The organism is Staphylococcus sp. GDY8P131P (assembly GCF_017891975.1).
Lineage (GTDB): Bacteria > Bacillota > Bacilli > Staphylococcales > Staphylococcaceae > Staphylococcus > Staphylococcus nepalensis.
The window spans coordinates 25,490-39,417 of the sequence record NZ_JAESKF010000018.1 but is presented as its reverse complement, the minus strand read 5'-3'; the positions used below and the strand labels follow the sequence as shown (position 1 = coordinate 39,417).

15 protein-coding genes are annotated in these 13,928 nt (G+C 33.4%); 3 read left to right on the top strand and 12 right to left on the bottom strand.

Going from position 1 to position 13,928, the window contains the following annotated elements; translation table 11 throughout:
• Window positions 1–58: 58 nt before the first annotated feature.
• Window positions 59–616: a DNA-directed RNA polymerase subunit delta gene (rpoE, locus tag KA894_RS12250; RefSeq protein WP_103373671.1), complete on the bottom strand. Its 558-nt coding sequence runs from the start codon at window positions 614–616 to the stop codon at window positions 59–61.
• Between the two features lie 115 nt (window positions 617–731).
• On the bottom strand, window positions 732–1,595 hold the full coding sequence (locus KA894_RS12245) for a GNAT family N-acetyltransferase (RefSeq protein ID WP_115342025.1): 864 nt from the start codon (window positions 1,593–1,595) through the stop codon (window positions 732–734).
• A gap of 517 nt (window positions 1,596–2,112) precedes the next feature.
• On the opposite strand from KA894_RS12245, the gene coaW reads away from it, so the two are divergent.
• Window positions 2,113–2,910, top strand: a complete 798-nt coding sequence (gene coaW, locus KA894_RS12240; protein WP_096808763.1) for a type II pantothenate kinase — start codon at window positions 2,113–2,115, stop codon at window positions 2,908–2,910.
• Between the two features lie 139 nt (window positions 2,911–3,049).
• Here the strand turns inward: coaW and KA894_RS12235 are convergent, their stop codons facing one another.
• The 3 genes from KA894_RS12235 to KA894_RS12225 all read right to left on the bottom strand — a co-directional run bounded on the left by KA894_RS12235 (window position 3,050) and on the right by KA894_RS12225 (window position 6,256).
• Window positions 3,050–3,715 carry a DUF2750 domain-containing protein gene (locus KA894_RS12235; protein WP_103373367.1) on the bottom strand — a complete coding sequence of 222 codons (666 nt, stop codon included), beginning with the start codon at window positions 3,713–3,715 and terminating at the stop codon, window positions 3,050–3,052.
• A gap of 166 nt (window positions 3,716–3,881) precedes the next feature.
• Window positions 3,882–5,075: an L-aspartate--L-methionine ligase LdmS gene (gene ldmS, locus KA894_RS12230; protein WP_103373481.1), complete on the bottom strand. Its 1,194-nt coding sequence runs from the start codon at window positions 5,073–5,075 to the stop codon at window positions 3,882–3,884.
• The gene (locus KA894_RS12225; protein ID WP_107644386.1) at window positions 5,072–6,256 is read right to left on the bottom strand and encodes a M20 family metallopeptidase; all 1,185 of its coding nucleotides are present in this window, start codon (window positions 6,254–6,256) and stop codon (window positions 5,072–5,074) included. The genes ldmS and KA894_RS12225 overlap by 4 nt, the downstream gene beginning before the upstream one ends.
• Before the next feature lie 253 nt (window positions 6,257–6,509).
• On the opposite strand from KA894_RS12225, the gene KA894_RS12220 reads away from it, so the two are divergent.
• Window positions 6,510–6,980: an S-ribosylhomocysteine lyase gene (locus KA894_RS12220; protein ID WP_096808760.1), complete on the top strand. Its 471-nt coding sequence runs from the start codon at window positions 6,510–6,512 to the stop codon at window positions 6,978–6,980.
• 134 nt (window positions 6,981–7,114) lie between these two features.
• On the opposite strand, the gene KA894_RS12215 is transcribed toward KA894_RS12220, so the two are convergent.
• The 4 genes from KA894_RS12215 to deoC all read right to left on the bottom strand — a co-directional run bounded on the left by KA894_RS12215 (window position 7,115) and on the right by deoC (window position 10,691).
• Window positions 7,115–7,468 carry a DoxX family protein gene (locus KA894_RS12215; protein ID WP_119487783.1) on the bottom strand — a complete coding sequence of 118 codons (354 nt, stop codon included), beginning with the start codon at window positions 7,466–7,468 and terminating at the stop codon, window positions 7,115–7,117.
• Complete coding sequence (gene deoB, locus KA894_RS12210; protein ID WP_096808758.1) at window positions 7,465–8,652, bottom strand: phosphopentomutase; 1,188 nt, start codon at window positions 8,650–8,652, stop codon at window positions 7,465–7,467. Before deoB ends, KA894_RS12215 begins: the two co-directional genes overlap by 4 nt.
• A gap of 11 nt (window positions 8,653–8,663) precedes the next feature.
• Window positions 8,664–9,965, bottom strand: coding sequence for a pyrimidine-nucleoside phosphorylase (locus KA894_RS12205; protein WP_119487784.1), 1,302 nt, complete (start codon window positions 9,963–9,965; stop codon window positions 8,664–8,666).
• 63 nt (window positions 9,966–10,028) lie between these two features.
• On the bottom strand, window positions 10,029–10,691 hold the full coding sequence (gene deoC / locus KA894_RS12200) for a deoxyribose-phosphate aldolase (RefSeq protein WP_096808756.1): 663 nt from the start codon (window positions 10,689–10,691) through the stop codon (window positions 10,029–10,031).
• Window positions 10,692–10,872: 181 nt separating this feature from the next.
• Here deoC and deoD point away from each other — a divergent pair, with 181 nt between their 5' ends.
• Window positions 10,873–11,583: a purine-nucleoside phosphorylase gene (deoD, locus tag KA894_RS12195; RefSeq protein ID WP_103373233.1), complete on the top strand. Its 711-nt coding sequence runs from the start codon at window positions 10,873–10,875 to the stop codon at window positions 11,581–11,583.
• Between the two features lie 410 nt (window positions 11,584–11,993).
• Here deoD and KA894_RS12190 read toward each other — a convergent pair whose 3' ends face one another.
• The 3 genes from KA894_RS12190 to KA894_RS12180 all read right to left on the bottom strand — a co-directional run bounded on the left by KA894_RS12190 (window position 11,994) and on the right by KA894_RS12180 (window position 13,891).
• Window positions 11,994–12,443, bottom strand: a complete 450-nt coding sequence (locus tag KA894_RS12190; RefSeq protein ID WP_096808754.1) for a Dps family protein — start codon at window positions 12,441–12,443, stop codon at window positions 11,994–11,996.
• 181 nt (window positions 12,444–12,624) lie between these two features.
• Window positions 12,625–13,488, bottom strand: coding sequence for a ribokinase (gene rbsK, locus KA894_RS12185; RefSeq protein WP_119487785.1), 864 nt, complete (start codon window positions 13,486–13,488; stop codon window positions 12,625–12,627).
• A gap of 19 nt (window positions 13,489–13,507) precedes the next feature.
• Window positions 13,508–13,891 carry a thiol-disulfide oxidoreductase DCC family protein gene (locus KA894_RS12180; protein WP_096808752.1) on the bottom strand — a complete coding sequence of 128 codons (384 nt, stop codon included), beginning with the start codon at window positions 13,889–13,891 and terminating at the stop codon, window positions 13,508–13,510.
• Window positions 13,892–13,928: the final 37 nt, after the last annotated feature.

The window sequence follows — 13,928 nt, the reverse complement described above, 5'->3', positions numbered from 1 at the left end:
CGAATAAAATTTTATCATTTTCACGGGAAAAGTCAAATGAATATTAGTAGATGATGAATTATTTTTCTTCCTCTTCTTCGTCATCTTCATTTTCTTCATATTCCTCTTCTTCTTCTAAATCTTCCTCTTCTTCCTCTTCTTCGTCGATCACGATTTCATTCTCAGGAATTTCTTCGTCAACTTCTTCTTCATCTGGGTCTTCTGGATCTTCTAAAGTTTCTTGGTCATCCGTCGCTGTCGGGATATCATCATCTTCGTCTGCATCATCTTCGCCAAGTAATTTCAATGTTTTATCTTCTTCATCTTCTTCTTCTAAAATATCGAATTTTTGAATCGTTGGCGCTATTTTTTCTTCAATGTCTGCTACTGAATACCAGTCACGTAGTCCCCAAATATTTTCCCCAACATTTAAGAAACGACCATCTGTATTCAAATCAGTATAGAATTGTACGATTCTATTTTCAATCTCATTATCTTCGTAATGACCAAGCGCTTTAAATTCATCTATGATATCATATAAATTCATTGTATCGCCTTTTTCAAGTAATAACGTATAGGCCATATCGATAAATGATTTCTCATCAACCATTTCTTTTGTGTAATCTTGAATTCTCATTATTTATTCTTCCTTTCAGAGGCATTTATGCATTTATCCAAATCAGTACTGTTCATCTTAAGTAATAATAACAAAAGTAAATTATAAATGACAATCCTTGATTTCGCAAACGCATTTAATAATTTATATATTTTTCAAATACAGCAAAATCTTCGCCGCTTTCAATTTCAACAAAGTTACTGTTTATACATAACGGTTTTAATTCATTGCGTTCCCCGTACAGCGTTATCGTAACAAATTGCGCGCCTACAAATTTTTTTCGAATATAGGTTGGCAGTTGTCTTAATGCACTTTCAGCAATACCGTTATGTCTCTCACCTTTATTCACTTCAATAGAATTTATATTAATTCGTTGCTGATGTTGCTCGATTGCAATAAAACCAACTTTACTGCCATCCTTAATCATATCAATCATATGATGCGTTTCGAAAGGTGATTCGTTATCATTAGGTTTTAATTTTAATGAAGATACATGCTTCGAATCTAAATCTAAATAATATAAACGTTCCTTACCAATAGGTCCTTCTTCTTTTGTAGCAGTATGCATAAAGCCTGCCCGTTCGTATACATTCCATGCGCCTTTATTTTCAGCATCTACGACTAAATACAAATGATTAAAACTCGGAAATAACTTTTGTACGTATTGTGGTAAATGCATCATCATTTTTGTACCATACCCACATCCTTGGAAACGTTCATTTACAGATAAAGATCGCACATATATGACTTGTTTGGGTGTGTCATAACCCTCGTGTTGATAATATTGATGTAGCACAAAGAAGCCTACTACTTCTCCATCTTCATTTAATGCAATATTAGCTATTCTATCTTTATCACTGAGCGCATCGTCGAGTACATCTTTAGGTAACGAGGAGTATATTTGTTGCCGCTCGCTTAATTTAAAATGATGTAATGCAGTTTTATACTTATTTTCAAATACTTGTATCGTAATATTTTCAAACGATTCTTTAATAAACATATCTTATCCCCTATTATTTTAACTTGTTAATTAGTTATTAATACCACATTTGATTTAAAATAATCGAAATATGAATATTTCAAATTACTAATAGTTCAAAAAACAGTTCACATTCCAATTTACTCCAGGTTACTTTTCACTTCATCATGCCCATCATTTTAGAATGCTTTAGGAATATCACCATACTTGACCTTACTTTATGAATTATACATTTCTTTTTAAGGGGACAAACCGTCGAACGTTAATCATGATACTATGCGTATCATGACGCATTTACATTTATACGCCCGGGACGTTAATTTGTGAGGTTATTACCATCTACTAGCCGTTTAGAATATAGTTTTTTCCTTTGTACTACCAAATACGTTTTTGTAAAAAGTATGCTTTGTTTATCTTGCTATTCTAATAAAAAGGCTGGACATCGTTCAAATTATCCCTTTCCAATTCTCTATATTTGATTTTCCTAAATTTTATTATAATATAAGTTATAACGTAAATATTTTAGGAGGATAAATAGATGAAAATAGGCATTGATGCCGGTGGAACGCTCATAAAAATTGTCCAAGATTATGATGGAAAACGTGAATATTCTACCAGATTAACCACTGAAATTAATGAAGTCATCGAGTGGTTAGACCGACAAGTGTGTGAAAGTATTAGTTTAACAGGAGGACAAGCTGGTACTATAAGAGATAGGTTAACGTGCCCATCTCGGATTTTTGTAGAGTTTGATGCTGCTGCAAATGGACTTGAAATTTTATTAGAGGAGCAAGGACACCAATTAGACAATTATATATTTACCAATGTAGGGACGGGCACATCACTTCATTTTTCAGACGGTAAAAAACAACAACGTGTCGGCGGTGTAGGCGCAGGTGGCGGAATGATACAAGGCCTTGGTTACTTGCTGACTGGACTGAAAGACTATAAACAATTAACAGACACAGCCCAAAAAGGCGATCGTGAATTCATTGATTTAAAAGTAAAACACATTTATAAAGATAGTGAACCACCTATTTCAGGTGATTTAACTGCTGCAAATTTTGGCCATGTATTACATAACTTAGATAAAAGCTTCTCTAACGCTGATAAATTAGCATCATTGATTGGAGTTGTAGGTGAAGTCATTACTACGATGTCTATTACAGTCGCAAGAGAATATCAAACTGAAAATGTAGCTTACATTGGGTCTTCATTCCATAATAATGACTTACTAAAAGAAGTTGTTGAAGATTACACTGTATTACGTGGTTTTAAACCCTATTATATTGAACACGGGGCATTTTCTGGTGCGTTAGGCGCAATACATCTTTAAAACAATTATTACCATGAAATAAGTACGCTGAAATGGATTCAATACTTATTTCATGGTAAAAAATAGGAACAGTTACTGTCTTAAATATGCTGCATATTTATAACTAGTAACTAGATCCATCACTTCATATATTTCTCGACTAAAACGGTAATTGATCTAACATTTTTTGCGCTGATACTACAGTGCCTACTACGCCCGGTTTCAAATCAACAGCTACTGCTTTGTCATCATCTCTCAAAATATCTAACCATTCTGCAAATACTTCGCCTTCTACTTCGATAATATCGCATTCTTCAAAATCTTCATTTCTTACTTTTTCAGCCCTATTTCGGATACTCCACACCGGCATGATGTGCGGTTTTTGGTGTTCATCATCACTGATCATTATAAATTGCTTAGCCTCTTTATTAGAGAGACCGAATACAGCATCTTCTTTAGCAACATCCATTACAAATTCTTTTAACCGAATTTCATCCAAATCTGACATTAATTCATTCGTTGCTTCAACAATATTAACTAAATCTCCATCAGTTTGTGAGGAAGGATCCATCAATACTTCCTCACCTTCTTCGAACACATCGTCTATTTCATATGTTACAAAACGATCAATATCAATTTTTTTAATTTGGTCATAATCGGTGTCATGTTTAGTTAAGAAAGTCTCAGCTGTTTCTTTATTTGTCCAAACACAGATAATTTCCTTTCCTAATACTTCATGTCTAATGAGTTGTTTTGATTTTGTTGCTACATAAAAAAATTCATTTACTAGTATATCTTGAAAAAATGAACTTGCTTTATAAGACATAATTACACCTTCAATTCATTTATATTATTTAACCATATTTAGAATATAAATGAGTCTATTGCTAGAGTCAATTAACGCCACACAATTCACTTCGAAATTTTAAAGCATCCAATAAATATACTCAGATTTCTACAATAATCAAACATCATTTGTAATTTTTCACTTATTAGACTTTTAATTCATTTAAAAATTGTTGCTCTAAACAAGCTACTTCTTTTTTGTCCTTCCCATGCCAAATACAAGCGCATCTTGAAGACACATGCCCGTTTTCATACCAGTCTCCATCATAATAAGCTAATGGAAATAAATGATTATTTTTCACATACTTTAAAATTGTATTAAAAAAATGTTCATTATTATCTGGTGCGATATAACTATAAAACTTTTGGTATCCATCTTGTATGACTGGCTCTAACAACAACATGCTGGTAGAACCATTTTGTCTAAAATTTAAATCAATCGCAAAAATATCTCCATTTTTATCTAACAATAAATCAAATCCTGCAATTCCAATAAAACCTTTGGATACGCCAATTTCCATAATTTCTCTTCCAGCTTGAATAATGGATTCAGGCACATCATGTACATTTTCGTTGCCGTTATAATGTCCGTATTCATCTGTTAATTGCTCTGAAGTTCCAATATAACGAATGCCTTCATCTTTTTCATATGCAAATTGCACACAATAGTTGGCTATTTCTTCTATTTTTTGTTCAATAATCAATGTATGTGTTTCTTCCTGTGCTTCTGCGATTCGAGATTTAGCTTTAGTTAAATCTGACTCATTATAACAAATCATAACCCCATAACCGCCAGCTGTCGGCAAATCATCGCCCGGCTTCACGACAAAAGGGAATCGCCAATGTGATACTGCATCTTCAAAATCGCAAATATTCACAACATCACGTGCGGGTAAATATTTATGGTTTGTCCATTCTGGTATGCGTGCTTTATTATTTAAAGCTACAAAGACATCTTTATCTATAGCATAATATTTTTGCTCTAAAATCGATTCGTTATGGATATATTGAAAATAAATGCGTTTACGGTCTTGCTTAGCTAATTTATTTATCGTTTGCTCGTAACTTTGTTGGTCATAAAAAGTATAAATATTTGTAGGCATCGTTTTGCCGATTGTATCAAATAAAATTTTCAATTTATCTGTAACATTCGCTTCATGCACTATAACAGGTATTTGATCAGCGATAATAAGCTCTCTACCTGTTAAAAAATTGGATTGGTGTTCTTCTGGGTTTAACCATGGATTTGAAACATAAGATGGTCTAGCAGTATATACTACGTCATTGTTATATATATCACTAAGTGTTAATTTAGGGTGTTGCATGCTTAGTTTTTTCATTTTTTGTACCCCTTTGTATAATGGTGCTCCTCAATAATCGCGTTAAATACTGACTTATTTTCTATTAATTCTAATCCCATTAATGCAAGGATTTTTGCTCCTCTGATTAAAGCTTGGTCACCATGTTTATTACCTGCTGCTTCTCTGAAACGGTGCGTGTGGCCTACTAAGTTTCTAGAACCAATTTTAATATGAGGGTGAATGGTTGGGACAATATGACTTACATTTCCAGTATCTGTAGAACCATAACCAAAATCATCGTCAATAACTGCTTCTCCTACTTTTGTTGCGTACTTAACAAATAAATCATCCAATTTTGAAGATTTTATAAATTCATTTACGCCGTTTTGAATAGGACCAAATTCATACTCACATCCAGTTTGAATCGCAGCGCCTTTTGCAATTTGGCCTACCCTTTCTGTTAATACATCTAATTCTTTACGAGATGTTGCTCGTGTGTAAAAACGAGCATGTGTATAATCTGGAATAATATTTGCTGCTTTCCCGCCATCTAAAATAACACCATGAACTTTTTGGCTTTTTTTAATATGTTGCCTCAATTGAGCCACACCATTAAAGTAAGATATCATGGCATCTAAAGCATTTCTAGCTTCTTCAGCATTTTCAGAAGCATGTGTACTTCTACCATAAAATTTAATATCTAAAACATCTACCGCCAAAGTATTGATTGTCCTATAAGTTTCATTGCCGGGGTGTACCATGAGCGCGACATCTAATTCATCAATAATACCTTCTTTTACATAGGAGGCTTTAGCGCTACCATTGACACCACCTTCTTCAGCAGGACAGCCAAGGATGATAATTTCTCCACCAAGTTTGTTAATTACCTGTTTCAATCCAACGCCTGCTAAAACACTCGCCGTTCCAATAATATTATGACCACATGCGTGACCTAGACCAGGTAAAGCATCATATTCAGCTAAAAACCCAATTGTTGGGCCAGTTAATCCTGAATCATAACGAGCGATGAAACCAGTCGCATGACCTGCAATATTCGTTTCAACTTCAAAGCCATGTTTTGTTAAATCTTCAATTAATGTTCTTGAAGCAAATATTTCTTCATTTCCTAATTCAGGTCTTTGATGAATTTGATGGCTCATTTCTACATATGTTAATTTTTCATTTTCTATATAATCTAACACTGTTTGTTCATGTCTCATTTTCAATATCCCCCTGTATTCAAGTTCATTGTATTATCTATTAATTATGTTTTTGAACGATACATCATCAATAACAGATGTGCAAAATATATTTTAATTATTACTCATTTTATCGGGTTTATTTAATTCTGTCATTATTTTTTTGAATTTCAAAAATAATAGTATTATCTTTATCTTTATAATTTATAGAAATTGTAAATACCACCCGCTCTTGTTACAATTACATTAATAATTAATTTTAGGAGGATATCATATGCCAAAAATGAACGTTGAAAGTTTTAATTTAGATCATACAATTGTAGTGGCACCATTTGTTAGACTTGCAGGTAAAATGGAAGGTGCTAATGGAGATGTTATTCATAAATATGACATCCGTTTTAAACAACCTAATAAAGAGCATATGGATATGCCTGGTTTACATTCACTTGAGCATTTAATGGCTGAAAATATTAGAAACCATTCAGATAAAGTAGTTGATATCAGTCCAATGGGTTGTCAAACTGGTTTTTATGTATCATTCATCAACCATAATGATTATGATGATGTGTTAAATATCATTGAAAATACAATTCAAGATGTGTTAACGGCTACAGAAGTACCAGCATGTAATGAAGTCCAATGTGGGTGGGCTGCTAGTCATTCATTAGAAGGCGCTAAAACAATTGCACAAGTCTTTTTAGATAAAAAAAATCAGTGGAACGATATATACGGTAAAGGCCAATAAACGATAATCACGTTAAATGGAAATTAACAATAATAAAAAAGAAAGGCTAAGGTATGATATCTTAGCCTTTCTTTTTTATTTGTAATAGATAACTAAAGCAAAATGGTTATTCTACGTAATTATTTCTATCTTTTTTATAATTTATTAATCATTTTTATTAATACAAATTGTAGCGGGACGCGACTATATAATAACCATGTAGGTAATTGTTTATCATCTAGCGCTATATTTTTTCTAGCCATATAAATGTTAGCAGGCAGTACTGCTAATAAAAAGCTATTAATAAGTTTCTTAAAGCCACGTGTAGGTTGTTTAACTATTAATACTATGCCAAAAACAATTTCAAAAACACCTGTTATTAAGACTGCAGATTTTCTAAATGGTAAATATTCAGGTACGATCTTTCTGAAATTAGACTCATGACAAAAATGTAATACGCCAGCAGTACTAAATATTATACCTAAAATGGTTCTCATTAAACGTTTCATTTATCAACACCCATTTCTTTTAAATAACTTCTTCCGAATTCTGGCAGTTTAACGCCAAAATTATCTGCAATTGTCGCGCCAATTGAACTGAATGTATCATCCATAGATAGTTCATGATATTTCGTTATTTTAGGGCTAAACATAAGTACTGGAATATATTCTCTTGTATGGTCTGTTCCTGTAGCTGTTGGGTCATTACCATGATCTGCAGTAATGATAACTAAATCATCTTCTTGCAGATGATCGATAAGTTCTGGCAAACGATCATCAAAATCTTTAATAGCTTGCGCGTACCCATCTTTATCACGACGGTGACCATATAACGCATCAAAATCTACTAAATTCAAGAAACTTAAGCCTGTAAAATCTCGTTGTACCGTTTCAACCAATTTATCCATACCATCCATATTATCTTTAGTACGAATGGCTTCAGTTACGCCTTCTCCATCGTAAATATCATTAATTTTTCCTAAAGCAATCACATCATAATCCTTGTCTTTTAATTCATTCATTACCGTTTTACCGAATGGCTTTAAAGCATAATCATGTCGATTAGATGTTCTTGTGAAATCACCCGGCTCGCCAACATATGGACGAGCAATAATTCGACCAATTAGATATTTAGGGTCTTTTGTCAATTCTCTAATTTTCTCACAAATATCATATAATTCTTCTAGTGGGATAATATCTTCGTGAGCAGCAATTTGAAGCACTGGGTCTGCTGATGTATAAACAATTAAATCACCCGTCTTCATTTGGTGCTCTCCCCACTCATCAATAATTTGTGTACCTGAAGCAGGTCTATTAGCTACTACTTTACGACCTGTCATTGTTTCAATTTCGTTGATTAGTTCATTTGGAAAACCATTAGGATAAACTTTAAAGGGTTGCATAATATTTAATCCCATAATTTCCCAATGACCGGTCATAGTGTCCTTACCAACGGAAGCTTCACTCATCTTAGTATAAAACGCACCAGGTTTAGCTACCTGTTCAATAACAGGTAAGGGTGCAATATTACCTAACCCTAATCGCTGTAAATTAGGTAGCGTTTGGCCAAAACCTTCGAGCGTATGTTTCAACGTGTGGCTGCCTTCATCGTCAAATGCTTTAGCATCTGGGCCTTCTCCTATACCCACTGAATCCATGACAATTAAATGCACCCTTTTAAATGGTATAGTCATCGTTCCATCTCCTATTCAGTAATTATTTTATGAATCAACGTAGGAATTTCTCCATGTGAACTTATCGTAATACTTTGATTTAATTTTGCTTTAACTTCATCAATTTGTTCACAGTTACTGTGAATCGTTAATAAAGATTCACCTTCACTAACAAAATCTCCTACTTTTTTATTCAAGACGATACCAACACTTAAATCGATATCATCTTCTTTTGTTTGTCTACCGGCGCCTAACATCATCGATGCAACGCCAATTTCATTTGCAATAATTTCAGTTACAGTACCTGATTTTTGCGATGGTAAATCAATTTGGAAACGTGCTTGTGGTAATCGATTAACATCGTCGACTACTGAACCATCTCCATCTTGATTTTCTAAAAATGTACGGAAAGCCTCTAAAGCTGAACCGTCATTGATTGCCTTTTCTAATAGTAGGCGAGCTTCATCTAAATCCTTAGCTTTACCACCTACAACGACCATTTGTGAACCTAATGTCATCACTAATTCTGTAAGGTCTTTTGGCCCTTTACTTTGTAAAGTTTCAATGGCTTCTTTGACTTCTAAAGCATTTCCAATGGCGTTACCTAATGGTTGTCCCATATCTGAGATAATGGCCATCGTGTTTCTACCAACATTATTGCCAATATTCACCATTGCTCGGGCTAATGCCTCAGCATCTTCTAATGTTTTCATAAAAGCGCCATTGCCTGTCTTAACATCTAATACGATGGCGTCTGCTCCAGCAGCTATTTTTTTACTCATAATTGAAGAAGCAATTAGTGGAATTGAATTAACAGTTCCAGTAACATCACGTAATCCATAAAGTTTCTTATCAGCTGGCGTTAAATTACCAGTTTGTCCAATAACAGCTACTTTAGATTCATTTACTAATTTCACAAATTTATCTTCACTAATTTCAACGTGAAATCCTTTTACAGATTCTAATTTATCAATTGTGCCCCCGGTGTGGCCTAAGCCTCTACCACTCATCTTAGCTACTGGCACACCAACAGAAGCAACTAATGGTGCTAATACGAGTGTTGTTGTGTCGCCTACGCCACCTGTTGAATGTTTATCTACTTTCATACCATTAATCGCTGATAAATCAATAACGTCACCTGAGTTGACCATTGCCATTGTAAGTGCCGCTCTCTCATCATCATTCATATCTTGGAAATAAATTGCCATTGCTAAACTCGACGCTTGATAGTCTGGAATCTCACCGTTGGTATAACCATTAATAAAAAATTCAATTTCGTCTTTATCTAATGCTTGACCATCACGTTTTTTTTCAATAATATCTACCATTCTCATATGAGTTGGCCTCCCCCAAAAAAGCACAAATTATACTGTGTCTATTTTATAGTTTAGATAACTTTAATAATCAGTATCACTTTCTAAACCTTGAATAATTTGAATCCCTGCACTTGCACCAATACGCGTTGCTCCAGCTTCAATCATTTTATTAAAATCTTCTAAGTTTCTTACCCCGCCAGATGCTTTAACTTCTAATGCATTACCTACAGTATCTTTCATTAATTTCACATCTTCAGGTGTTGCGCCGCCGCCAGCAAATCCAGTTGAAGTTTTGACGAAATCTGCGCCTGCAGCTTGACTTAACTCACAAGCTTTTACTTTCTCTTCATCAGTTAGAAGACATGTCTCAATGATCACTTTTACCGTTTTGCCATTTGCTGCTGCCACTACACCTTCAATATCTTTTTGAACTACTTCATAACGCCCATCTTTTAAAGCGCCGATATTGATAACCATATCTATTTCTGATGCACCGTTTTTAATAGCATCTTCAACTTCAAATACTTTTACAGCTGTTGTTGATGCGCCTAACGGGAAGCCAATTACTGTACATACTAAAACGTCAGTGCCCTTCAATTTATCAGCAGCATATTTTACATGAGTCGGGTTAATACATACTGATTTAAAGTGATATTCGCTCGCTTCATCAAGTATTTTATCAATTTGAGTTCTTGTAGACTCCGGCTTTAGTAGTGTATGATCTATATATTTTGCATAATTCATTCTAATTCCTCCTAAAATATTATATGTATGAAATTACTTTTATTCTTTAAAATTATAATATATTCAAATAAATTTAATAAAATCACAACATGGGCTTTATCTCTATATTACAAAAATTCGCAAAAATAATAAACAAATGTTATCTTTATTTTGATAAAAGAATTTAAAGGAGAAGAAGACTATGACAAAATCTACACCACACATTCAACCTAACGGAGCAAAAATTGCTAAAACTGTTTTAATGCCCGGAGATCCATTACGCGCAAAATATATCGCAGATAATTACTTAGAAAACGTTGAACAATTTAATGAAGTTAGAAATATGTTTGGCTACACAGGCACTTACAAAGGTAAAACAGTTTCTGTGATGGGATCTGGCATGGGCGTCCCAAGTATTGGTATTTATTCGTATGAACTCTATAATTTCTTCGATGTTGAAACGATTATCCGTATTGGATCATGTGGCGCATTACAAGAAAATGTAAACTTATATGACGTTATCATTGCTCAAGGGGCATCTACAAACTCTAGCTATGTTGAACAATATAATATTCCTGGCCACTTTGCACCTTTGGCTGATTTCGACTTAATTTTAAAAGCGAAACAAAAAGCAGATGAAATTGGCGCTAATACGCATGTTGGTAATATCCTTTCCTCAGATACATTTTACAATGCAGACTCAACATTTAATGAAAAATGGCAACGCATGGGTATCTTAGGCATCGAAATGGAATCTGCTGCACTTTACTTAAATGCTACTTACGCTAATAAAAAAGCTTTAGGTATCTTTACTGTAAGTGACCATATTTTACGTGATGAAGCAACAACAGCTGAAGAGCGCCAAAACTCATTTACACAAATGATGGAAATTGCGTTAGAAATCGCTGAGTAAATCATTGATATCCTATATGGATGACTTAAGTTTGGTTATTGTAATAACAAGTAATCAATCCATGACAAATACGCCACAATTAAGATGTAAATAAGCACAGACTGCGATTTAAATCTTAAAATGAGCTATTTCAAAATTGAGGAACCAAAAAGCCAAAGTCAAAGAAACTTGACTTTGGCTTTTTGCTTTAAAAATTAGGAACAACACTGAAGTCGTATCAAATATTTTAAAAAATGAGACGGAAGTCTTCGTCTCTTACCATCACTTTTCCTAAAAATTATAACTCCAAAATCAAAATTTGATACATCTCCCTATTATTGTAATCATCTATCGTTCATACCAAAGGTGAGGCCGAAACATTATATAATGTTTCGGCCTCACCTTTTTATCAATCATTTCACTGTAATTGTTTATTTTCCTAAATAAGATTTTAACATCCAGTTATGTTTATCAATATCTGTTTGCATACCGATGAACATATCTTCTGTTACATCATCTTCAGCATCAGAAGCAACTTCAATTGCATTTACTAATTGTTTTGAAATATTGTCAAAGTCATTAGATAATTCTTCAACCATTTGTTCAGCTGTGTAGTCTTTTCCAGCTTCTTCGATAATTGATAATTCTAAACTTTCTTTTAAAGTCGCTACTGGGTTACCATTAACCGCTAAAATACGTTCAGCTAAATCATCTATATATTGACTTGCTTCATCATACAATTCTTCAAATTTTGTGTGTAATGAGAAGAAATTTGGTCCTTTTACGTACCAATGAAAATTGTGTAATTTGGTAAATGCAACAGTCCAGTTTGCTACTTGTTGGTTTAATACTTTTACAACTTCTTCATTATTTTTTGACATATTAAAAATCTCTCCTTTTAAGTTATGGCTATAATTAAGCGATACTCAATTTCTTTATTATAATAATTATTATATTATAATAGTTATAATCTGTAAAGCTATTTTAGAACCTTCTTTATAATTATTATAATTTAATCTATCACTTAATTATCCACTACTATTATACCCATACACACAATATTTAATCCAATTCTTTTCTGTATGGCATCGCACTTTGAGCACCTAATCCTGTAACAGAAAAAGCAGCTGCTAAATTAGCGAAATTAACCGCTTCTTCTAATGGCTTATTTTCAATTAGTGCTACAGCTAATGCACCATTAAATGTATCACCAGCACCTGTAGTATCAATAACTTCTTTTTTGTAACCCTTAACTAGTTGTTGAGAATCACTATAAAACACAGCACCTGTAGCTCCTTTTGTTACAATAAGTTTTCTAGGATAAGCCATTAATGCCCGGTCAACCTCGTTTTTAAATAATAATTCACTTTCTGATTCATTCGGTGTCAGCCAGTTAACTTTTTCAATTACTTCTTGATCTAAACGACGATATGGCGCAGGGTTTAACATCACCCGCATATCGTGATTTACTGCAAAGTCTACTACTTCATTTATTGTTTCTTTTGGTATTTCATGTTGCATCAAAATGATATCGCCAGCTTCAAAATATTTAAGTTTTGGTATTACTTTTTCAGGCGTTACATAATCATTTGCTGCCGGCACTACAATAATACGGTTGTCATCATCAAATAATGTGATATGCGCAGTTCCAGATGCTTCACTTTCAATTTTATCCATATGATCAATATTCACATTATTTTTTTCAAGATTCGAAAGGATTTGTGTGCCGTTGTCATCATCACCTACTGCTCCAATCATATACACATTATTGCTTAAACGTGCAGCAGCGACTGCTTGGTTAGCGCCTTTCCCACCTGGTGTTGTAAAAAATGATTTACCCATTACTGTTTCTCCTGTATTAGGTAAAATATCCGTTTCTACTACTAAATCAATTGATGCGCTACCAATCACAATTATGTTCCCCATGTTCTTTTCCTCCATCTATTCAGTCAATAAAAAATGATTTTTCATAATCATTAGGCTTATGCCAATGTGTTTTCCACATTCTATTTCTATTATCTGCAAAAAGTTGATAACCAAAATCTCTTAAAAATTTAGGTGTTAAATATAATAGAACACCCAACCATTTATAACTTGTCAAAGATGAAATCAATGAAGCAATTGCATCTGATTTATATTTGAAATGATCTCCTTCTTGCAAAATAACACTATCGTGTTCTTTAGTTTCTGGATAATTATAAAACATACCTTGTGCTGTATCACCTTGTAGTTTGGCGAATTGGTAACGTCTAGACAAACCTTTTTGGATAAGCCAAATTGCATAATTGTAACAATACACACAGTTGCCATCATAATAAATTATTGGCATATATATCTCTCCTTTATTACTGTCTATCTTAATTCAA

Coding starts and splice junctions, on each gene's coding strand:
- rpoE (WP_103373671.1), bottom strand. CDS start 616: ATGAGAATTCAAGATTACACAAAAGAAATGGTTGATGAGAAATCATTT.
- KA894_RS12245 (WP_115342025.1), bottom strand. CDS start 1,595: ATGTTTATTAAAGAATCGTTTGAAAATATTACGATACAAGTATTTGAA.
- coaW (WP_096808763.1), top strand. CDS start 2,113: ATGAAAATAGGCATTGATGCCGGTGGAACGCTCATAAAAATTGTCCAA.
- KA894_RS12235 (WP_103373367.1), bottom strand. CDS start 3,715: ATGTCTTATAAAGCAAGTTCATTTTTTCAAGATATACTAGTAAATGAA.
- ldmS (WP_103373481.1), bottom strand. CDS start 5,075: ATGAAAAAACTAAGCATGCAACACCCTAAATTAACACTTAGTGATATA.
- KA894_RS12225 (WP_107644386.1), bottom strand. CDS start 6,256: ATGAGACATGAACAAACAGTGTTAGATTATATAGAAAATGAAAAATTA.
- KA894_RS12220 (WP_096808760.1), top strand. CDS start 6,510: ATGCCAAAAATGAACGTTGAAAGTTTTAATTTAGATCATACAATTGTA.
- KA894_RS12215 (WP_119487783.1), bottom strand. CDS start 7,468: ATGAAACGTTTAATGAGAACCATTTTAGGTATAATATTTAGTACTGCT.
- deoB (WP_096808758.1), bottom strand. CDS start 8,652: ATGACTATACCATTTAAAAGGGTGCATTTAATTGTCATGGATTCAGTG.
- KA894_RS12205 (WP_119487784.1), bottom strand. CDS start 9,965: ATGAGAATGGTAGATATTATTGAAAAAAAACGTGATGGTCAAGCATTA.
- deoC (WP_096808756.1), bottom strand. CDS start 10,691: ATGAATTATGCAAAATATATAGATCATACACTACTAAAGCCGGAGTCT.
- deoD (WP_103373233.1), top strand. CDS start 10,873: ATGACAAAATCTACACCACACATTCAACCTAACGGAGCAAAAATTGCT.
- KA894_RS12190 (WP_096808754.1), bottom strand. CDS start 12,443: ATGTCAAAAAATAATGAAGAAGTTGTAAAAGTATTAAACCAACAAGTA.
- rbsK (WP_119487785.1), bottom strand. CDS start 13,488: ATGGGGAACATAATTGTGATTGGTAGCGCATCAATTGATTTAGTAGTA.
- KA894_RS12180 (WP_096808752.1), bottom strand. CDS start 13,891: ATGCCAATAATTTATTATGATGGCAACTGTGTGTATTGTTACAATTAT.